The following is a 21,274-nucleotide window of genomic DNA, read 5'->3' on the forward strand; positions in this document are numbered from 1 at the left end:
AAAATGGAAACGCCAGAAAATGAAGTTTTTAGAGATTCTATTGGCACCATCGATGAAGAGGGAAAACGTAAATGGGTGTTTCCTAAAAAGCCATCTGGCCCCTTATATGATAAGCGAAAACTAGTTAGCTACTTTTTATTAGCATTTTTACTGGCTGCACCTTTTATAAAAATCAATGGTAATCAGTTTCTATTATTTAATATACTAGAAAGACGTTTCAACATTTTTGGTTTTCCGTTTTGGCCCCAGGATTTCTATCTCTTTGTTATTTCAATGTTGATAGGCGTTGTTTTTATAACACTTTTTACGGTAGGTTTTGGTCGTGTGTTTTGCGGCTGGATCTGTCCACAGACCATCTTTTTGGAAATGGTGTTCAGACGCATTGAATATTGGATTGATGGCGATAGAAATAAACAAATGCGCCTGGCTCGCCAAAAATGGGATGCAGAAAAAATTAAAAAACGTGTCCTAAAATGGTTTATATTTTTGATTATTTCTTTCCTAATTGCCAATGTTTTCTTGGCCTATTTAATCGGAGGGGATGATCTCTTAAAATATATTGTTGAAGGTCCATTTGAGCATACAGGTACACTTATACCATTACTCATTTTTACAGCGGTATTCTATTTTGTATTTGCATGGTTTAGAGAGCAAGTTTGTATTATAGCCTGTCCGTATGGTCGTTTACAAGGTGTGCTATTAGATAACAAATCCATTGTTGTTGCTTATGATTACAAACGTGGTGAGGCTGAAAACGGTAGAAAAAAATTCAAAAAGAATGAAGATCGTGACGCTTTAGGTTATGGCGACTGTATTGATTGTTTGCAATGCGTTAACGTATGCCCTACTGGTATTGATATAAGAAACGGAACACAATTGGAATGTGTTAACTGTACAGCTTGTATAGATGAATGTAACGACATCATGGAAAAGATCAATCTTCCAAAAGGGTTGATTCGTTTTGCAAGTGAAAACGAAATTGAGAAAAAAGAACCGTTCAAAATTACGGCTCGTATGAAAGGTTACATTGCCGTACTGACCATATTGATCGGTATCTTAGCTGGTATGTTATTACTGCGTAGCGATGTTGAAGCTCGGATTTTGCGTTTACCAGGCCAATTGTACGAACATAAGGATGATGGAATTATCAGTAATGTCTACACCTTCAAATTAGTAAACAAAACGTCTAAAGAGATTGATGATTTAACTTTTAAGCTGAGAGGATGGGACGGCACCATAAATGTAGTTTCTACGTCAGAAACCTTTAGTGTTGAATCACAAGGGATAGCCGAAGGTACGCTATTTATTGAATTGAAACAGAGTGATTTGTCTGGCGATAAAAATGAGGTAACGATTGACCTATACAGTGAGGACGAAATAATTGAAACAACATCTGTTACCTTTATGGGACCACGTAGTTTTAATTAAAGAAAGTTGACAGTGTTCAGTCTTTAGTAGGCAGTTCACTCGTCCCGACTTAGCAGGTTAAAAGATAATAATAATAATCCTGCAAGGTTTCAGAACCTTGTAGATATAAAAACAGAGATTCCTGCTTTCGCAGGAAGTTGAGAGATGAAAGTAAATTGGGGAACAGCAATAGTAATTGCATTTGTATGTTTTATTTCGTTTATCATGTACTTCGTCATTAGTATGAGTACAGATAAGAAATATGACCATGATTTAGTAGTCGAAGATTATTATGGCCAAGAGCTTCAATTTCAAACAGATATTGATCATGAAGAAAACGCCAAAAACTTAAGAACAAATATTAAATGGAAAAAGACTAATGATGGTATTGTTATTCAATTTCCAGAAGATTTAGATATTAATAATATTGAAGGTAAAGTGTTCCTATACAGACCATCTAACAAGCAATTAGATTTTGAAACTCCAATTTCACTATCTAACCATAATTTGCTCATACCTGACAAACGCTTGTTGGATGGTCGTTGGAACATTAAAATAGATTGGAAATATAACACTAATTCTTATCTCTTTAAAACTGAAATCACCTATTAGATGTTAGTCTCTGCGCTCATATTAGGTTTATTGGGAAGTTTGCACTGTGTTGGCATGTGCGGTCCTATCGCTTTTATGTTGCCTGTAGATCGTTCCAACTCCTTTAAAAAAGTGAGCCAGATAGGCGTTTATCACTTAGGTAGATTATTAGCTTACAGTATGATCGGGTTGGTGTTTGGTCTGGTTGGTAAAAGTTTTTCCCTCTTTGGCATACAACAGCAACTTTCTATTGTCATTGGGATTTTAATGATCGCTATAGTACTTTTGCCACACCAAACTATCGGCAAATACAATCTTTCAAAACCGCTTTATAAGGTTATTTTAAAAGTAAAATCCGCATTGGGAAAGGCCTTAAAAAAGAAAACCGCAGATACCTTTTTAACTATTGGATTCCTTAACGGCTTTCTACCTTGCGGTTTAGTTTATATGGCCGTTTTTGGTGCCATTGCCACAGGCAGTTTGTTAGAAGGAAGCCTATACATGGTTTTATTTGGACTTGGCACTATTCCATTAATGACTTCAGCTATTTACTTAGGTAAATTTTTGAACAGTACTGTCAAACAACGCATCCAAAAGGCGATTCCTATTTTTGTGGTTATTATAGGTGCTTTATTTATTCTTCGTGGTCTAGGACTTGGGATTCCTTACCTCTCTCCTGCTCCGATTGTAGAAATGGCTTCTAGTGCTTTAAAATGTCATTAATTTATTATGCCTTAGTCTAAACACCTTCTCTAAAATAGCATAATAATTCCTATATTCATTGCCTTAAATTTTATCAAAAGCAATCAATGAAAAACATCTTTTTGGCATTACTACTTGGTGATTCAACTTTAGCAGCATTAGCTCAAGAGGCTAGTGTAGAAAAATCAATCTTTGGCGTACAAACTGGATTCTTAGGAATTTGGGCGCATAATGAAGCGAAACTATCAAACTCAATTGTATTGCGCAGTGAACTTGGTTTGGATGCTGGTATCTTTAGCAAGAACTTGGAAGATGGATCATTTTTTCTTTTCATCCCTGCAATTACGTTAGAACCACGATGGTATTATAATCTTAATAAAAGAGTTAGAAAATCGAGAAGAATCGATGACAATAGCGGGAATTTTATTGCTATCAAAACCACATATCATCCGGATTTAGTCATTGGTTCGGTACAAGATAATTTTAATTTTATTAGTGACTTTAGCATTATTCCTACTTGGGGAATTCGTCGTAATATTGGAAAGCATTTCAATTATGAAACTGGTATAGGCATTGGCTATATTCATTATTTTAATGAAGACAACGTTATTAACACTTTTGATGACGGCGTTACCGCTAACCTTCATTTACGGATTGGGTATCGCTTTTAGAAGTAAAACATATAATTTTCAATAAGGACTTAAGTTTCCAATGCATAGATTTAAGTTTTTTTTCAAGTACATGATAAAAATAGAATCAATGATTTTTTTGCCACGAATACACGAATCTTAATTTGCGATAGACTAAAAGTCTACATATTTTTGGAACAGACCACAGGTCTGTTTAATTTGTGACATAGATTGTCAATTAATCATTTGTTATTGTATCAAACTAGTGAATTCGTGTATTCGTGGTAAAATTTATAGCGGTTAAAACGATGTGCTTTATAGTAAATTCCTAAACAATGCATTCGAAATGACATTATTAACACCAATTCTTTTCCCTTCGGGAAATTAAAAACATACTATACCAAAAAATTTTGTCATGTGCTAAAGTCTTTTTTACACATTAGAATCTTAATTATCATATAATGGACACAACCAATCAACAACAAATAAGTAAAGGTATACTAAGAATCCTAAGCATTATTCATATGGTATTTTGTGCATCAATATTCTTATTTATCATGGTCGTGTTGTATATTACTGAAAATCAGTTCCTCAATTTTACTGATACTGAAGACGGATTATTTTATGTCGTTCCGGTATTGACAATTGTTGGTGCCTTAGCCAGTCAATATCTTTTTAAAACGACCATTCTTCAGGCACATTCTAAATCTTCATTAAAAGAAAAACTAATGCAGTATCAAAGCTCCAAATTAATACAATTTGCATTGATAGAAGGACCTGCTTTTTTAGGCATAGTTGGGTTTTTAACAACTTCTAATCAGTATTATTTAATTTTTTCTGCTGTACTTTTAATTTATCTCATAAGCCTTAGACCAACCCATGTTGAGATTAAAAACAACCTAAATTTTAACGCAGAGCAGGAACGCGAATTCAGGGATTTAAAAAGATAAAAAAACGCCAAAGATTCCGTTCCTTGGCGTTTTCAACTTGATATAGAAACACTAACCAACAAATTACACCAAGCTTTATATTTTAAAGGTAATTACTGGCAATGTAGAATGATTGGCGATATCCTCAGAAACACTGCCTTCAAAGAAATGGGATAAGCCTTTTCTGCCATGTGTGGCAACCGCAATCACGTCTGCACCAATAACATTGGCAAAATTTAAAATACCTTTTTCTATTGAATAATCCGAAACGACATTGACCTTCGACATATTTTCGAGATCACCATCTGCTCTTTTTAAGAAATTAGCCACTTTTTTATCAATCTCTGAAGAACTTTTGAAGTTACCATCTGGAGAGTTCACATAGACTAAATGGGTTTTAGCACCAAGTTTATCAAAAATAGCTCTTGCACTTAAATAAGGTTTAACGGCTTCCTCAGTAAAATCACAAGCAAAAACAACATCTTCAAAATCAAATAGAATAGGATTATGCTTAACCACTAATACCGGAATATCTGAATATCGCACTACCTTTTCAGTGTTAGAACCCACCAATACTTCCTTTATGCCACTAGCGCCATGAGAACCCATTATAATAAGGTCAGCATTGTGCTCTTGTGCAACGTCATTAACTTCACTCCAAACTTTAAAATGCTTCACGATTGGTGTGACCTGAATATCTTCTAAATATGGCTTGTCTAAAAAAGTATCAAATTTTTGTTCGGCTAATTTTAAATAAAACACAGCTTCTTGACTCAATGCCTCGTGAGTTGATGTAATAATCGCATTAGACAATTCCAGCATGTGCAATACGATAAGTTCAGATCCAAATTTTTGAGCTAAACTTGCTGCAGCTTCAAGTGCAAATTCTGAATGCTCAGAAAAATCTACGGGTACAATTATTTTTTTCATTTTATTAGTTTATAAATTATTGATGATCATTAACTCTAATTTTTTATTATCTAAGGTCTCATAACTACCTCTATAGTCATGCAAATTATATCGTCATAGAAAACAACTGCGTGTCTGGCTTTTTTCTTTGCAATAACAGGTCGAATGCCATACATATATTTCTTATAAATGGTTTTCCTTTTTCCGTAACGGCAACTCCTTTTGTTTCAAATTGGAGTAAATCATCATTTTCAAATTCTTTCAATTTTATGAGGACTTCCGGTAATTCTTCAAAGGTTAAATCTTCATCCTTCCATGAGGTTTCAAAATTACACATGAGATTCAAGATATGTTTTCTAATTTTCAAATCTTCCGAATTTAGAATATGACCTTTAAAAACAGGAATAATACCTTCATCAATCAAGTGATAATATTCTTCAATTGATTTCACATTTTGGGCGAAACCATACCAACTATCGCTAATTGAAGATACGCCCAAACCTATCATAGCTTGTGTTTTAGAGGCTGTATAACCCATAAAATTACGATGCAAGATTTTGGTTTCCATGGCCTTGAAAAGTGAATCGGTTTTAAGTGCAAAATGATCCATTCCTATTTCCTCATAACCTGCAGCTTCCAATTGTTGCTTTCCTGTTTCGTATTGCAAACGTTTAGATTCGGCAGATGGCAAATCGTCGTCATTGAAACCACGTTGGCCGTTTCCTTTAATCCAAGGTACATGCGCATAACTATAGAACGCAATGCGGTCTGGCATTAAGGCATTTGTCTTTCTGATAGTTTCAATAACATCGGCTTCAGTTTGAAACGGCAAACCGAAAATAATATCATGTCCGACAGAGGTATAACCAATTTTACGAGCCAATTCCGTAACCCGTTTGACGTTTTCAAACGGTTGAATTCTGTGAATCGCAATCTGTACTTTAATATTATAGTCCTGCACGCCGAAGCTAACACGTCTAAACCCCAAATCGAATAAAGTTTGTAAATGGGCTTCTGTAGTATTGTTAGGATGGCCTTCAAAGCTAAACTCATAATTATCCGCCAAATTAGAAACTTTTAGTAATTCAGAAATTAAAAAGTTGAGATGTTCTGGCGAGAAAAAAGTCGGTGTGCCTCCACCAAGATGCAGTTCTTTAATTTTAGGTTTATGTCCTAATAATTCGCAATACAAATGCCACTCTTTTAAAACTGCTTTTATATATGGCGATTCTAAATCGTGTCGTTTAGTAATCCGTTTATGGCATCCACAAAATGTACAGAGACTTTCACAAAACGGTAAATGAATGTATAGACTTAAACCTTCGAAGCTGTTACTTTCTTCAAACGAGCGTTTTAAGGACGCTTTCCATTGTGCCAAGGAAAAAGTATCCATATTCCAATACGGCACTGTTGGATAGCTCGTGTAACGTGGACCCGCAACATTATATTTATGAATTAACGATTGACTCATATCTTAGAATTATAAGTCAAAATTATAATTATATTATTCCTTAAAATATGACTTTTGTCATGTAAGGAATATTTTGGTTATTGGATTATACTACCTAAAGTTTAAAATTTGAACTTTTAAACGACATTTACTTTTGTTTCCAATTTCACTCAGGCTTAACTTAAATCGAAATAATTTTATCACAAATACTTCTGTTACTTGCATAACTGCGTATATCTACTTACATTTAGCTAACTGAAAAAATCAAAAAAAAATGAAAACTTTAAAATTATTTGTATTGTCTTGTGCGATACTATCTTTTATAGCGTGCAAAGACAACAAAAAGGACACAGAGACTCCTGACAACACCGAAATGAAGGAAGACATGGACAATGATGACATGGACAAAACTTCAATGGAGAAAAAGATGAGCATCACACTTTCTCCAAAAAGTGACAGCAATGTAGAGGGCACCATTAACTTCACAGAGAAAAATGGTATGGTCACTATGGTAGGCACTGTTACTGGATTGGAAGAAGGTCAACATGCAATCCATATTCATGAAAAAGCTGATTGTTCTGCTAGCGATGGTACTTCTGCTGGTGGGCATTGGAATCCTACAGCACAACCACATGGTGCTTGGGGAGATGCAAGTGGATACCACAAGGGAGATATAGGGAACATGACCGCAAATGCCAATGGACGTGCCACTATATCAAAAACTACAGATGAATGGTGTATTGGATGTGGAGACGAGACTAAAGATATTTTAGGCAAAGCCGTTATAGTACACATTGGTGTAGATGATCTAAAATCGCAACCTTCTGGTGATGCTGGTGCTCGCATTGGTTGTGCCGGAATTATAGAATAACAAAATCAACTTTAATAACAACTTAATTGTTAGAACTATTGCAGCAATTCCCTTCCCCATTACTGTAAAATTCTAAGTGACATATTTATGGTAAATATAGATACACTAGTGGATCAATTTCAGGCTAAGGACGAGGTTGCATTCAAAAAACTCTATGACATGTATAGCAAAAGTATACATGGCGTGGTTTATAATATTGTAAAAGATACTGCGATTGCGGATGAATTGATGCAAGATGTCTTTATAAAGGCTTGGCACAAATCGGATACCTACTCTTCAAAAAAAGGACGTTTCTTTACGTGGATACTTAATATAGCGCGCAATGCAGCTATAGATAAGACACGCTCTAAGGCTTTTAAACAATCGAAACAAAACCTACACGCCGATTATTTCGTAGATATAATAGCTGGTCATGATAATTTAGATGACAGCACAGATGCTATTGGAATTAAAAAATTTGTAACCCAACTGGGCGAAAAATGTAAAGCGGTTATTGAACTTCTTTACTTTAAAGGTTTTACCCAAAAAGAAGCTTCAGAGGAATTACAAATGCCAATTGGCACGGTAAAAACAAGAAACAGAAACTGTATTAAACAGTTACGAGATATGGTATTATAATTATGGATACAAAAGCCTACATAGAATCAGGAATTTTAGAGCTATACGTAGCTGGACGACTGACTGAACAAGAAAATCAAGAGGTCTATGCACTCTTGAAACAATACCCAGAATTGTTACAAGAGGTATTAGAAATAGAAGGCGCTGTTGTAAAATTAACCGCAGCGGTATCGCCAAGAGCGAATGGTTTTAATGCGATAAGACCTCAATTAACTAATGAAACGAAAATTGTAGAGCTGCAACCGAAAAAGAAAAACAATTGGATAGCTTATACAGGTTGGGCAGCCTCTATTCTATTGGCTGGTGGGTTATTATGGACCCTTAATCAGAAAACAGATTTAGAACAGCAATTGCAAACCGCGGATACTGAAAATTTATATCTTGAAACACAAATAGAGGATGCCAGAAACGATTTGGCAGCGACCAAAAATCTATTGAACGTTATAAGAGATAAAGATATTATAACTGTACCACTTGGTGGTCAAGGCGATTATGCGTCTTCATTTGCAAAAGTCTATTGGAACAAAGCGGACAACACTATTTATGTTGATGGTGAAGGATTGCCTAACGCACCAGATGGTAAAGTTTGGCAAGTGTGGTCATTAACATTAAACCCGTTAACACCAACAAGTTTAGGAACAATTGACGATTTTAATACCGATGACAATAAAATATTTACCATTGCCAATGCTAACGAAAGTCAAGCCTTTGGTATCACCTTGGAACCAGAAGGCGGAAGCGAGTCTCCAACTATGGAACAGCTTTATACGCTTGGTGTAGTTAATGCAACACCGTAAAGTTGAACACTATTTTAAAATATTTTAAACCACCTGGCGTAAGCTTGGTGGTTTTTTTATTGTTCAATTTTGAATTATAATATTGAAATTTCTAAAAAGTAAAAAACCTACCTTATCGTTTATATATAATTAAAAAAAACCATGTTTACAACTAGACATTTTAGTTTCAAATATTATATACAAAACCGACAAAGTAATTAAACGTTACAGCAAATCTTTGAAACTAAAAATCTTAACCGAACTCACAATCGGAAAACACACAACGTTTAATTCCAATCAAAGCACATAACAATACACCATAAAAAAATGGCTAATCGCACCACCTAACACAAACAAATGCCATATGACGTGGTTAAAAGGGATTTTATCAATCGCATAGAAAATGATTCCAACGGTATAGAACAATCCTCCTGCATATAACCATAGTATACCATCAGGACCAAGGGCTTGGGATACATTGGAAAAATCGAACACAATAAGCCAACCCATTATTAAATATAAAAGGGTGGATGCCACCTCAAAACGTCCTGTAAAAAAGAGTTTTATGACCACACCAAATGCTGCAATTCCCCAAACCGTCCAAAACAAAGGCCAACCCAAACTGTCCGAAAGTGCTATTAATAAAACGGGTGTATAGGTTCCTGCAATTAAGAGATAGATGCTAACATGGTCAACGATTCTAAAATAATGCCGTCGCTTCTCCCCTTCTACAGCATGGTAGAATGTTGAAGCCAAAAACAAAACGATAATAGAAATACCATAAACAATGACACTAAATAGACGCCATGGTTTTGCGCTATCGGCCTCAATAATCAATAAAACCAAAGCAGCAATTCCTAAAAGTGCACCAAAACCGTGTGTCCAAGTATTAAGTCGTTCTTCTAGCTTGCTTTGAATTCGCATCGTTAACCTTTGGTATTTGAAGGTGCTTTTGGTCTAGACCATTTATTTACACAAGCATAAAAATCAATATCAAAAGCGGGTTCTTGCCGTTTCAAACGTTCATTCTGGAAGGCACGTTGTAAAATATCCTCAATTAAATAATCTTCCTCTTCTTCTATTGGATTAAATTCCTTCTTCAAGGAAATATCAAATAAACTGGCCGTACTATTAAACCAAAAAGCACGCCAACCACTCCGTAATTCTTTTATCAAATCAAAGGTGGTTGTTCCGGTTTGTCTGTGAATTAATTTCACCAAAATCTGCCCTTCGGTTTTTGTAAGTTTTTTTAATTCGGCAGAGAATTCATCTTCAATATATTTCTGGATTATCTTGGCATAGCGTTTTTTATCACGCTTACGCTCCAATTCATCTAGTCGCTTTTGTAGGGCTTCCAAACGTTCAGCTGCAAGTTTAGCATAAGGATAGACTTTTAAGGTTTTTCGCCTCAAAATGATATAGCGAATTCTAGCATCACGATCTTCAAACTTTAAATTCGGCAACACTAAAACTTCGTTTAATTCCACCGAAGTCACAGGAATGGAATCGCCTTCAATAATCATGTAGTGCACTTCCGTAGAATCTTGTTTTTGTTCAACCGGTGTTTCTTGCGCGTTTAAAACCACTGAAAAAAATAAGGCTATGTATAAAATATACTTCATGACTATTTTTAACGCCAAAACCGTTCCAAAATTATGATTTAAGCGGAATTCAAAATTAATAATAAATCAGTGCTATAACCTTAAAATCCTATTAATATTATTATTTTTAAGGAAAATTTAAACAGATGGCTAAAAAACAATTATTAAATAAAAAGTCCATGGACTTTTTAGAAAAATACTTAAACAACGCTTCTCCTACAGGATACGAATGGGAAGGTCAAAAAATCTGGATGGATTACCTAAAACCATACGTTGATGAATTTATAACGGACACCTATGGTTCTGCTGTTGGCGTCATTAATCCAAAAGCAAAATACAAAGTCGTTATTGAAGGCCATGCGGATGAGATCTCTTGGTATGTAAATTATATTTCAGATAACGGTTTGCTATACGTGGTAAGAAATGGTGGAAGTGACCATCAAATTGCACCAAGTAAAATCGTAAATATCCATACCAAAGACGGCATTGTGAAAGGTGTTTTTGGTTGGCCAGCAATCCATACGAGAAACAAATCGAAAGAAGATGCACCAAAACCAGACAACATTTGCATAGACATAGGAGCAAAAGATAAAAATGAAGTTGAAAAAATGGGTGTTCATGTTGGCTGTGTGATTACATATCCCGATGAATTCCACATTCTGAATAAAGATAAATTTGTTTGCAGAGCCTTGGATAACAGAATGGGAGGCTTTATGATTGCTGAAGTGGCACGCTTGCTACATGAAAATAAAAAGAAATTAGATTTTGGATTGTACATAACCAATTCCGTACAAGAAGAAATAGGTTTACGCGGAGCTGAAATGATTACACAAACCATTAAGCCCAATGTAGCGATTGTTACTGACGTTACCCACGACACAACCACGCCAATGATTGAACCTAAAAAACAAGGTTTAGCCGAAATTGGCAAAGGACCAGTGGTAGCTTATGCTCCAGCAGTACAACAAAAATTACGCGATTTAATCACAGAAACTGCTGGAGCTAAGAAAATCCCGTTTCAAAGAGCAGCCTTATCAAGAGCCACAGGAACTGACACAGACGCTTTTGCCTACAGTAATGGAGGTGTTGCCTCTGCCTTAATTTCCTTACCATTGCGTTATATGCATACCACGGTAGAAATGGTGCATAAGGATGATGTGGAAAATGTGATTAAATTGATTTATGAAACGCTTCTTAAAATAAAGGACGGAGAAACGTTTAGTTATTTTAAATAAAGTCACCAGACCTTTCAGGTTTTGAAAACCTGAAAGGTCTAATTGCGCTATGGATGAAATTATAGACATTGTTGATAAACATGGTAAACCGACAGGAAAAACAGCTTTAAAATCTGAAGCGCATACTAAAGGATGGTATCATAATACCATTCATTTATGGTTATTTACATACAAAGGTGAAATCCTTCTACAACAACGTTCACATAAAAAAGCCATTTACCCTTTACTATGGGATGTTTCAGTAGCTGGACATATAGATGCAGGCGAAACGTTTATTAATGCCGCGTTGCGTGAAACGGAAGAAGAAATCGGGTTGAAATTAAAACCTAATAGTTTACAACACATTGGGATCTTTCGTCATGAAACCAATTACAATGACGGTCAAATCCAAGACAATGAATTCCATCAGGTTTTTATAGCCGAATTGAACGTGCCCTTAGATAAGCTTGTTATTCAAGAAGCCGAAGTTGAAGCTTTAAAATTAGTTTCATTTGAAACATTCGAAACACTTTTAAAAAATAGCAAAACCAATAATCATTTTGTGACCAGCAATACGGATTATTATAAATTCATATTGAAAACCATAAAAGCAAGACAGCAAATATGAATTTACTCTTACTGGCCATTGCACCCATTTTTACAGTTTTATTATATATCTATGCCCAAGATAAATATGAAAAAGAACCAAAAAAATTGTTGATTTTCAGTTTCCTATTTGGAGCCATTGTAAGCATCATCATCGTTTTTGTTTTGTATTTCTTTACAGGACGGTTGATTCCAGTTACTGATCCATATAGCATTGGACAGCAATTTATTCAAGCGTTTATTGTGGTCGCCTTATCCGAAGAATTTAGTAAATATGTGATTGTAAAATATTATGCGCAGCCAAAAAAAGCATTTAATGAACCTTACGATGGCATCATATACGCGGTTATGGTTTCCATGGGTTTTGCCTGTACAGAAAATATCATGTATGCCATTGATGGTGGTTATCAAACGGCCATTCTGCGAGCATTCACAGCAGTTCCGGCACATGCAACTTTTGGTATTTTGATGGGTTATTTTATGGGAAAAGCAAAATTCTCTAATAATAGGTTTGCCCTTAATATGGCAGGATTATTCTTGGCTGTTCTGTTTCATGGCGCCTATGATTTTTTCTTGTTCATCAATTTTATTCCCGGCATTTCCATCGGTGCATTTGTCTCTTTAATCATTGGAATTGTTTTATCTAGAAAAGCGATTAAAAAGCATCAAGACGATTCACAATTTAAATCTTTGTGAAATTCACAAAATAAAACTTAATATTTTCATATTTTGCAGTTGATTTAGTGATTAAATGATAATCACTCAATAAATTTATAGTATATGTACAAAATAAAAGTCAACGAAAACCACACTTTCGATATTACAAAAGAAACGATGGAAAAGTTAGATGTTGTAGAAACTTCAGCGAACAAGTTTCATATTTTACAAGACCACACCTCTATTAAAGCCGAAATTTTGAATGCTGATTTCAATCAAAAGATGTATGCAATAAAAGTAAATAACAACATTTACCATGTCGATATTTACGATGCATTAGACCAACAAATTGAAGCTTTAGGTTTTGAAATAGGAGCATCAAAACAAGTCAATGATATTAAAGCTCCAATGCCTGGATTGATTTTAGAAATCAACGTGAAAGAAGGTCAGGACGTAAAAGAAAATGACCCCTTATTGATTTTGGAAGCCATGAAAATGGAAAACGTGATTAATTCACCTCGGGATGGTGTTATCAAATCCATACATGTAAAACAAGGAGAAACCGTTGATAAGAATTCACTTTTAATAGAATTTGAAGCGTAATTTTATCCTGCAAGGTTTCTAAAACCTTGTAGGTATTATAATAAAGTAAATATTAACCAAAATGGATACCTGCTATTGCAGACATTGAAATGAAAAAAATACTAATAGCAAACAGAGGAGAAATCGCAATTCGTGTCATGCGAACCGCCAAGAAAATGGGTATAAAAACCGTAGCTGTTTATTCTGAAGCCGATCGGAATTCGCCTCACGTAAAATATGCAGACCAAGCCGTTTGTATTGGTCCTGCTCCATCAAATGAATCGTATTTAAGAGGTGATAAAATCATTGAAGTTTCAAAATCACTACATGTTGATGCGATTCATCCTGGATATGGTTTTCTAAGCGAGAATGCCGACTTTGCTGAATTGTGCGAAGCCAATGATATTATATTTATTGGGCCACGTTCTAAAGCCATAAAAGTAATGGGAAGTAAATTAGCGGCAAAAGAAACCGTTAAAGCTTATAATATTCCTATGGTTCCTGGAACTGAAGAAGCTATTACTGATATTCCCGAAGCTAAAAAAATAGCCAAAGAAATCGGTTTTCCAATCTTAATTAAAGCATCTGCTGGTGGTGGTGGAAAAGGCATGCGTATTGTAGAAAACGAAGGGGAATTTGAATCGCAAATGGACAGAGCCATTAGTGAAGCAAAAAATGCTTTTGGCGATGGTTCAGTATTTATAGAAAAATATGTGGCATCACCAAGACATATCGAAATCCAAGTGATGGCAGATATGCATGGCAATATCATTCACTTATTTGAGCGCGAATGTTCCATTCAACGCCGACATCAAAAAGTAGTTGAAGAAGCACCATCATGTGTTTTAACTCCAGAATTGAGAGCGGAAATGGGACAAGCGGCTATTAATGTCGCACGTTCCTGTGACTACATTGGAGCCGGAACGGTTGAGTTCCTATTAGATGAAAACCTCAATTTCTATTTCTTGGAAATGAATACGAGATTACAAGTAGAGCATCCGGTTTCCGAATGGATTGCTGGTGTGGATCTAGTCGAGTTACAGATTAAAGTCGCGCGAGGCGAAACACTCCCTATTAAACAAGAAGATCTAAAAATCAATGGTCACGCGCTGGAACTTCGGGTTTATGCTGAAGACCCAATGAATGATTTTTTACCAAGCGTTGGTAATTTGGAAGTTTATCAATTACCTAAAGGCGAAAATATTAGAGTCGATAATGGTTTTGAAGAAGGTATGGATATACCGATTTATTATGACCCAATGCTATCTAAATTAATAACTTATGGAGAATCACGTGAAGAAGCCATTGAGCTAATGATAAAGGCAATTGATAATTATCATATAACAGGCGTAGAAACCACCTTACCTTTTGGTCGCTTTGTTTGCGAACATGAGGCTTTTAGAAGTGGTAACTTTGACACCCATTTTGTAAAAAAGCACTACTCGCCTAGCCTTTTAGAGGAACAACATAAGTTAGAAGCAGAAATTGCGGCCAAGATAGCTTTGAAGCGTTATTTAAAAGAACAAAAGGTTGTACGACTACCAATGTAGTTTTCAGTCGCAGTGGCAGTCACAGTTTTTTGAGTATCAGTTTAAACCATTTGGTCAAAGTAAGCCCTTCAACTAAGCTCAGGTTAGAATAAAGTCGAAGTGCTTTTAAAAAAATAGTATCACACAAATAATACAAAGAAGTCTCTAACTTCCACAAAGAATTTGAAACTATATAAAATATAAATAACCACACACCGCTTTGCGCTTTAGCTCCCAATAACAATCGGGACTGCAAGAAAAAATAAAATAAAACAAGCATGAACAACAACATAAAAACCCTCAACGATAAAATAGAACAGGCCAAATTAGGAGGCGGACAAGCCAGAATAGATAAACAACACCAAAGGAAAAAACTAACCGCAAGGGAGCGTGTAATGTATCTATTAGACAACCATTCTTTTGAAGAAATAGGCGCATTGGTCACACACAGAACCAAAAGTTTTGGCATGGACAAACAGGTTTTCTATGGCGATGGTGTGGTCACAGGTTACGGCACAGTCAACGGCAAATTGGTATACGTTTTTGCTCAAGATTTTACCGTTTTCGGCGGATCTCTATCTGAAACCCATGCCGAAAAAATCTGTAAGATTATGGATATGGCTGTTAACGTTGGCGCACCAATTATAGGTCTTAATGATTCTGGTGGCGCACGTATTCAGGAAGGTGTTAGATCATTGGCTGGTTATGCCGACATATTTTATAGAAATGTACAAGCTTCTGGAGTGATTCCCCAGATTTCTGCCATAATGGGCCCTTGTGCTGGTGGAGCGGTTTATTCGCCTGCCATGACTGATTTTACCCTGATGGTTCAAGATACGAGTTATATGTTTGTTACAGGTCCTAACGTGGTAAAAACAGTAACCAATGAAGCAGTAACAAGTGAAGAATTAGGTGGCGCAAGTGTGCACTCGTCTAAATCTGGTGTCGCTCATAAAACGGCCACCAATGATGTGGAATGTTTAGAGCATATTAAAAAACTATTAGGTTATCTGCCACAAAGTAATAAAGAAAAAGTAGAGGCACTTCCTTTTGAACTTAAGGAAGAAGTTAGAGAATCATTAGCAACCATAGTTCCTGAGAATCCTAATAAACCCTACGATATGCATCAAGTAATTGAAGGAATTATTGACGAGGATTCATTTTATGAAATCCATAAGGACTATGCAGAAAACATCATTGTAGGATTTGCGCGTTTAGGTGGAAGAAGTATTGGGATTGTAGCTAACCAACCGATGTTTTTAGCTGGTGTACTGGATGTAAACAGTTCTAAAAAAGCAGCTCGTTTTGTACGTTTTTGCGATTGTTTCAATATTCCCTTGTTGGTATTGGAAGACGTACCAGGATTTTTACCAGGAACTGACCAAGAGTGGAATGGCATTATTGTTAACGGTGCAAAATTATTATACGCCTTCAGCGAAGCGACTGTCCCAAGAATTACCGTAATTACCAGAAAAGCCTATGGAGGCGCTTACGATGTAATGAATTCTAAACATATTGGCGCAGACATGAATTTCGCTTGGCCAAATGCCGAAATCGCCGTAATGGGAGCTAAAGGCGCAGCTGAAATTATCTTTAAACGCGACATATCCGCAGCAGAAGATAAAGAAGCCAAATGGAAAGAAAAAGAAGCGGAATATGCAGAACTCTTCGCCAATCCATACAGTGCTGCTGAACGCGGTTTTGTAGATGAAGTCATCTTACCTAAAAATACGAGACGTAAATTAATTAAAGCGTTTAGTATGCTTGAGAATAAGGATGTTGTGCGTCCTAATCGTAAGCATGGGAATATTCCACTTTAAGTTTATATCTTCGCCTGAAACGTATATAAATCATAATAACGTCCTTCAGCTTTTAATAACTCATCATGAGTGCCTCGTTCTGCGATTCTACCGTTTTCTATGACTAGAATTTGATCCGCTTTTTTGATGGTGCTCAAACGGTGGGCTATGACAATGGTAGTTCTATTATTTGTTAATTCTGATAAACTTTTTTGAATCAACCCTTCGCTTTCCGTATCTAAATTCGACGTCGCTTCATCTAGAATAATAATTTTGGGATCTGCTAAAATCGCTCTGGCAATAGCAATGCGTTGACGTTGACCACCAGACAATTTCACACCACGTTCACCAATTAAGGTTTCTAATCCATCATCAAAACGATCTGTAAATTCATTGACATAGGCTGCTTTTACGGCATTTTGTAATTGTGCTTCCGTCGCATTTGGCCTTGGAAACATAATATTTTCTCGGATAGTGCCTTCAAATAAAAATTCATCTTGAAGTACAACACCTAAATGCTTCCTAAAACTACTCAATTTAACTTTAGATAAATCCTGACCGTCAACTGTAATGATACCTGAATCAGGATTTAAAAACGTGGCGGACAAACCAGCAATGGTCGATTTGCCCGAACCAGAACTCCCAACCAAGGCGATTACAGAACCTGAAGGTGCTTCAAAATTGATGTTATGTAACACTGGCTTTCCTTCTTCATACGAAAACGAGACATTATTGAATTTGATATCACCTTTAACAGTTTCCAATTCATTGGTCCGAGCTTCCTGTTCATCTTCGGTTGCCAAATTCATTAATTCTTCGGTACGATCCAGACCAGCTAAGGCTTCTGTCAATTGACTGCCAATGTTACTCATTTGTACAATTGGGGCGATCATAAAACCGAGAATTAGCGTGAAGAACAGAAAATCACCAGTAGTCATACTGTCTTCGATCATATAATAACCACCGATTCCCATGATTCCTGTAGTGGCTACTCCGATTAAAAATGTTGAAGAGCTTGTCATCAATGCTGTTGCGGTTAAACTCTTTTTTACATTTTGATATAATCGCTCTACGCCTACCTCAAAAGTTTTGTTTTCCTGTTCTTCAGCATTAAAAGCTTTAATAACACGTACTCCAGCGAGCGTTTCGGTTAATCTGCCTGTTACCTCAGCATTAATCTTTCCTCTAGTTCTAAAAATAGGTCGTATATATTTGAAGGCTTTTAAGGCTACAATACCAAATAACGATAAGGGCACAAAAACAAATAAGGTCATCCATGCGTTTAACTTTATCAGAATAATTAATGAAACGATGGCCGTAAATGAACCTCCAACAAGTTGCACCAATCCCGTACCAATTAAATTCCGAACGCCTTCAACATCACTCATAATCCGCGAAACCAAAGCCCCTGATTTTGTATTATCGAAAAAACTAATCGGCAAGGAAAGGACTTTCTTCTGGACTTGTGCGCGCAACTCTGAAATTAAATATTGTGCCTGTACACTTAAAATTCGTGTTAATAAAAATGACGTTACAGCTTGAACTAAAATTGCAGCAATGACAATTCCAATCAATGTATAAAGTCCATCAAAATCTTTATTTGGCACTACATCATCCAACAACACTTTACTTTGCCATGGTAAAATAAGTCCTGATAAACTGCGAATGACAATAAGTATCAAACCAATAAAAACCAATTTACGTCTTGGCCAAATTATGGTCTTAAAAGCCGATGCCATGGTTACTTTTGGCTTATCGTTTTTTGACCTTTTAGTTTTCTCTTTTAAATGTTGCATAGATATTGTAAAGTTTGCGCAAAGATACGCTTACAAATCTTCTGAAATCGGAAACGATAACTTGAAATCTAACCCAATAAACGTCTATGATAATTAATCTGTCCTAAATGATAGGCTAAATGCGTGGATAAGTGAATCAAGAAATATTCGGTTGTCATAGCTTCTTCAAACTCACGACGCTTAAAGTCCTTTTTTAAATCATCCTCTGTTAAATTTTTTAAAGTGGTTTCTACGACCGCCATGGTGTCTTCAACTTGTTTTATCAATTCGTGTTTTGGCACATTTTTAAGTGTAAATTCTAATTCTCGCTGTCTCACATATCCTGTATCACCAAAAACTGAACCCATAAAATGATTCAAATTTCCAATGAGATGAAGACATAAAGTTCCAGCGGAATTGGTAACAGAACGATCAACTTTCCAAAGGTTGGATTCATTTTGATAAAGATTAAGTTCTTCAATTAATTTTTTGAGATCTCTTTTAAATAATTTGATTAACGTGCCTGTTAACATAGGATGTAATTTATGAATAATATTATCTAATATTAGAATAACATCTATCCAAAAATAGGCAATAATTGAATTATACCATTTTAACTTCAAAATAGTAATAATAAAATTCCCTTTTTTCCTTTCTACTTCAATATAAAAACAAACCGTAACTAAGGCTATGCTTTATTTTTTCTATTTCGTAAAAAGAAAAAAATCATTATTTTATTTTATCACAATTTCAAAGCTAAAATGGTATTACTTTTGCGCCATGAAAAATCAAAAACGGTCGCAATTGGAATTCGTGGTATTAATGGCAGCACTCATGTCAATTGTAGCCCTGTCTATTGATGCTGTTTTGCCAGCATTACCAAAAATTGGTAACTATTTAAATAGTATTAATGCGACCGAAAACCAAAAGTTAATAACGACTATATTTTTAGGTTTGGGATTTGGACAACTTATATTTGGCCCATTATCGGATAGCTTCGGGCGTAAACCTATGGTTTATTTTGGTTTTGCTGTCTTTGTGCTGGCATCCATCATTTGTGTGACCACCAAAAATTTTGAGATGATGCTTTTGGGTCGTGTGCTGCAAGGTGTTGGCTTATCGTCTCCTCGAACCATGAGTATCGCCATAGTTAGGGATTCTTATAATGGAGACCATATGGCAAAGATTTTATCTATTGTTACCATGACTTTTATTTTAGTTCCAGTGATAGCACCAATGTTGGGTCAATTTTTATTGAATCATTTTGGGTGGCAATCTATTTTCACGTTCAATCTGGTCTTTGGGGCACTAATCATGTTATGGTTTTGGAAGCGGCAGCCAGAAACGCTTCGTGATGACTATCGAAAAACTTTTCGATTATCTATTTTTAAAACTGGAAGCCAAAATTTCTTCAGGATAAAATCTGCGATTATTTATACTTTGCTTTCAGGATTAGTTACGGGTTCTTTTATGGTCTATTTGAGCACTTCACAGCAAATATTCCAAGTGCAGTATGATTTGGGAGATTACTTTCCTTACATTTTTGGAAGTTTAGCCATTACCATTGGCTTAGCTACGTTTTTGAATAGTGCCATAGTGATGCGATTCGGGATGTGGAATTTAGTCAATATCGCCTTACTGGCTTTTGTGATGATCTCGCTAATTTATGTGATTCTATTTTGGTCTGGTGTAAATCCTCCTATAGAAATACTTGTGCTATTTTTAATGCTTCAGTTTACCAGCGTCGCCTTCTTATTTGGGAATTATAGAGCCTTGGCTATGCAACCTTTAGGTCATATTGCAGGCATTGGCTCTGCACTTAACGGTTTTATATCTACTGTAATGGCTGTACCAATTGCCAACTACATTGGCAGTTTTGTAAAAACTTCGGTGTTGCCTCTTTTTATAGGTTTTTTAATCACAGGAGTTATTGGATTGGTGTTATTTTATAGCGTGAAGAAACCCATTAGGGAAATACGCACTTAAAAAATCTCCAAACCACCTTTACCTTCTCTAATAACCTCAGGTGGTTCCACAGACAAATCAATAATCGTTGAAGCTTCATTATCGCCGTAACCACCATCAATGACCAAATCGACCAAATTATCCCATTTTTCGAGGATTAATTCTGGATCTGTAGTGTATTCTATCACTTCATCTTCATCCCTTATGGACGTAGAAACTATAGGATTTCCCAAGGCAGCAACTATGGCCAATGCTATGGAATTATCAGGAACCCTTATCCCAACGGTTTTTCGTTTTTTGAAAGGGTTTGGTAAGTTTTTAGAACCTGGCAAGATAAATGTATAAGGGCCTGGCAAAGCTCTTTTTAAAATTTTAAACGTCGTGGTATCGATCTGTTTTACGTAATCACTCAAATTACTTAAATCTTCACAAACGAATGAAAAATTGGACTTTTCGAGTTTTACGCCTTTGATTTGCGCAATACGTTCCAGCGCTTTTAGATTGGTTATATCGCAGCCCAATCCATAAACGGTATCCGTCGGATAAATTATCAATCCGCCATTTTTTAGCACCTTAATTACCTTTTGTATTTCCTTTGGGTTCGGATTCTCAGGGTATATTTTAATAAACTCAGCCATAATAAGTATCTTACAAATACGTTTTT

At 35.7% G+C, this 21,274-nt stretch carries 22 protein-coding genes; 15 read left to right on the plus strand and 7 right to left on the minus strand.

The genetic code is table 11. From position 1 onward, the window contains the following. Positions 1-3 precede the first annotated feature (3 nt). The 5 genes from ccoG (at position 4) to HM987_RS11575 (ending at position 4,279) form a co-directional block, all read left to right on the plus strand. The gene (gene ccoG, locus HM987_RS11555; RefSeq protein WP_179008202.1) at positions 4-1,428 is read left to right on the plus strand and encodes a cytochrome c oxidase accessory protein CcoG; all 1,425 of its coding nucleotides are present in this window, start codon (positions 4-6) and stop codon (positions 1,426-1,428) included. A gap of 144 nt (positions 1,429-1,572) precedes the next feature. Further along, positions 1,573-2,019, plus strand: a complete 447-nt coding sequence (locus HM987_RS11560) for a FixH family protein (protein ID WP_179008204.1) — start codon at positions 1,573-1,575, stop codon at positions 2,017-2,019. Beyond that, complete coding sequence (locus tag HM987_RS11565; protein WP_179008205.1) at positions 2,020-2,721, plus strand: sulfite exporter TauE/SafE family protein; 702 nt, start codon at positions 2,020-2,022, stop codon at positions 2,719-2,721. It abuts the gene before it with no gap. Positions 2,722-2,807: 86 nt separating this feature from the next. Next, entirely contained in the window at positions 2,808-3,371 is a 564-nt protein-coding gene (locus HM987_RS11570) for a hypothetical protein (RefSeq protein WP_179008207.1), read from the plus strand. A gap of 419 nt (positions 3,372-3,790) precedes the next feature. After that, complete coding sequence (locus tag HM987_RS11575; RefSeq protein WP_179008209.1) at positions 3,791-4,279, plus strand: hypothetical protein; 489 nt, start codon at positions 3,791-3,793, stop codon at positions 4,277-4,279. 75 nt (positions 4,280-4,354) lie between these two features. Here HM987_RS11575 and HM987_RS11580 read toward each other — a convergent pair whose 3' ends face one another. Together HM987_RS11580 and hemN are read right to left on the minus strand one after the other, a co-directional pair. Next, complete coding sequence (locus HM987_RS11580; RefSeq protein WP_179008212.1) at positions 4,355-5,188, minus strand: universal stress protein; 834 nt, start codon at positions 5,186-5,188, stop codon at positions 4,355-4,357. An 85-nt stretch (positions 5,189-5,273) separates the two neighbouring features. Beyond that, positions 5,274-6,638, minus strand: coding sequence for an oxygen-independent coproporphyrinogen III oxidase (hemN, locus tag HM987_RS11585; RefSeq protein ID WP_179008215.1), 1,365 nt, complete (start codon positions 6,636-6,638; stop codon positions 5,274-5,276). A gap of 253 nt (positions 6,639-6,891) precedes the next feature. Here hemN and HM987_RS11590 point away from each other — a divergent pair, with 253 nt between their 5' ends. The 3 genes from HM987_RS11590 to HM987_RS11600 all read left to right on the plus strand — a co-directional run bounded on the left by HM987_RS11590 (position 6,892) and on the right by HM987_RS11600 (position 8,903). After that, positions 6,892-7,488: a superoxide dismutase family protein gene (locus HM987_RS11590; protein ID WP_179008217.1), complete on the plus strand. Its 597-nt coding sequence runs from the start codon at positions 6,892-6,894 to the stop codon at positions 7,486-7,488. A gap of 87 nt (positions 7,489-7,575) precedes the next feature. Then, positions 7,576-8,106, plus strand: coding sequence for an RNA polymerase sigma factor (locus tag HM987_RS11595; protein ID WP_179008218.1), 531 nt, complete (start codon positions 7,576-7,578; stop codon positions 8,104-8,106). Positions 8,107-8,108: 2 nt separating this feature from the next. Continuing rightward, positions 8,109-8,903 (plus strand): anti-sigma factor, encoded by a 795-nt coding sequence (locus tag HM987_RS11600; RefSeq protein WP_179008220.1) that lies wholly within the window; start codon positions 8,109-8,111, stop codon positions 8,901-8,903. A gap of 276 nt (positions 8,904-9,179) precedes the next feature. Here the strand turns inward: HM987_RS11600 and trhA are convergent, their stop codons facing one another. After that, on the minus strand, positions 9,180-9,806 hold the full coding sequence (gene trhA / locus HM987_RS11605; protein WP_179008222.1) for a PAQR family membrane homeostasis protein TrhA: 627 nt from the start codon (positions 9,804-9,806) through the stop codon (positions 9,180-9,182). Positions 9,807-9,808: 2 nt separating this feature from the next. Then, positions 9,809-10,504, minus strand: coding sequence for a DUF4294 domain-containing protein (locus tag HM987_RS11610; protein ID WP_179008224.1), 696 nt, complete (start codon positions 10,502-10,504; stop codon positions 9,809-9,811). Positions 10,505-10,629: 125 nt separating this feature from the next. Here HM987_RS11610 and HM987_RS11615 point away from each other — a divergent pair, with 125 nt between their 5' ends. The 6 genes from HM987_RS11615 to HM987_RS11640 all read left to right on the plus strand — a co-directional run bounded on the left by HM987_RS11615 (position 10,630) and on the right by HM987_RS11640 (position 16,891). Beyond that, positions 10,630-11,718, plus strand: coding sequence for a M42 family metallopeptidase (locus tag HM987_RS11615; protein ID WP_179008226.1), 1,089 nt, complete (start codon positions 10,630-10,632; stop codon positions 11,716-11,718). A gap of 49 nt (positions 11,719-11,767) precedes the next feature. Then, entirely contained in the window at positions 11,768-12,325 is a 558-nt protein-coding gene (locus HM987_RS11620) for an NUDIX hydrolase (protein ID WP_179008228.1), read from the plus strand. Next, positions 12,322-12,999, plus strand: a complete 678-nt coding sequence (locus tag HM987_RS11625) for a PrsW family intramembrane metalloprotease (protein ID WP_179008230.1) — start codon at positions 12,322-12,324, stop codon at positions 12,997-12,999. Before HM987_RS11620 ends, HM987_RS11625 begins: the two co-directional genes overlap by 4 nt. Positions 13,000-13,083: 84 nt before the next feature. Next, positions 13,084-13,563: an acetyl-CoA carboxylase biotin carboxyl carrier protein subunit gene (locus HM987_RS11630; RefSeq protein ID WP_179008232.1), complete on the plus strand. Its 480-nt coding sequence runs from the start codon at positions 13,084-13,086 to the stop codon at positions 13,561-13,563. A gap of 89 nt (positions 13,564-13,652) precedes the next feature. Next, positions 13,653-15,092 carry an acetyl-CoA carboxylase biotin carboxylase subunit gene (accC, locus tag HM987_RS11635; RefSeq protein ID WP_179008234.1) on the plus strand — a complete coding sequence of 480 codons (1,440 nt, stop codon included), beginning with the start codon at positions 13,653-13,655 and terminating at the stop codon, positions 15,090-15,092. Between the two features lie 257 nt (positions 15,093-15,349). After that, on the plus strand, positions 15,350-16,891 hold the full coding sequence (locus HM987_RS11640) for an acyl-CoA carboxylase subunit beta (protein WP_179008236.1): 1,542 nt from the start codon (positions 15,350-15,352) through the stop codon (positions 16,889-16,891). A gap of 2 nt (positions 16,892-16,893) precedes the next feature. On the opposite strand, the gene HM987_RS11645 is transcribed toward HM987_RS11640, so the two are convergent. Together HM987_RS11645 and HM987_RS11650 are read right to left on the minus strand one after the other, a co-directional pair. Next, positions 16,894-18,666: an ABC transporter ATP-binding protein gene (locus HM987_RS11645; RefSeq protein WP_179008238.1), complete on the minus strand. Its 1,773-nt coding sequence runs from the start codon at positions 18,664-18,666 to the stop codon at positions 16,894-16,896. A 68-nt stretch (positions 18,667-18,734) separates the two neighbouring features. Continuing rightward, the gene (locus tag HM987_RS11650) at positions 18,735-19,178 is read right to left on the minus strand and encodes a DinB family protein (RefSeq protein WP_179010033.1); all 444 of its coding nucleotides are present in this window, start codon (positions 19,176-19,178) and stop codon (positions 18,735-18,737) included. Between the two features lie 247 nt (positions 19,179-19,425). Here HM987_RS11650 and HM987_RS11655 point away from each other — a divergent pair, with 247 nt between their 5' ends. Then, entirely contained in the window at positions 19,426-20,631 is a 1,206-nt protein-coding gene (locus tag HM987_RS11655; RefSeq protein ID WP_179008240.1) for a multidrug effflux MFS transporter, read from the plus strand. On the opposite strand, the gene HM987_RS11660 is transcribed toward HM987_RS11655, so the two are convergent. After that, positions 20,628-21,248: an L-threonylcarbamoyladenylate synthase gene (locus HM987_RS11660; RefSeq protein ID WP_179008242.1), complete on the minus strand. Its 621-nt coding sequence runs from the start codon at positions 21,246-21,248 to the stop codon at positions 20,628-20,630. The two genes, HM987_RS11655 and HM987_RS11660, sit on opposite strands and share 4 nt — an antisense overlap. Positions 21,249-21,274 lie beyond the last annotated feature (26 nt).

The sequence above is a fragment of the Winogradskyella forsetii genome, from assembly GCF_013394595.1.
In the GTDB taxonomy this organism is placed as follows: domain Bacteria; phylum Bacteroidota; class Bacteroidia; order Flavobacteriales; family Flavobacteriaceae; genus Winogradskyella; species Winogradskyella forsetii.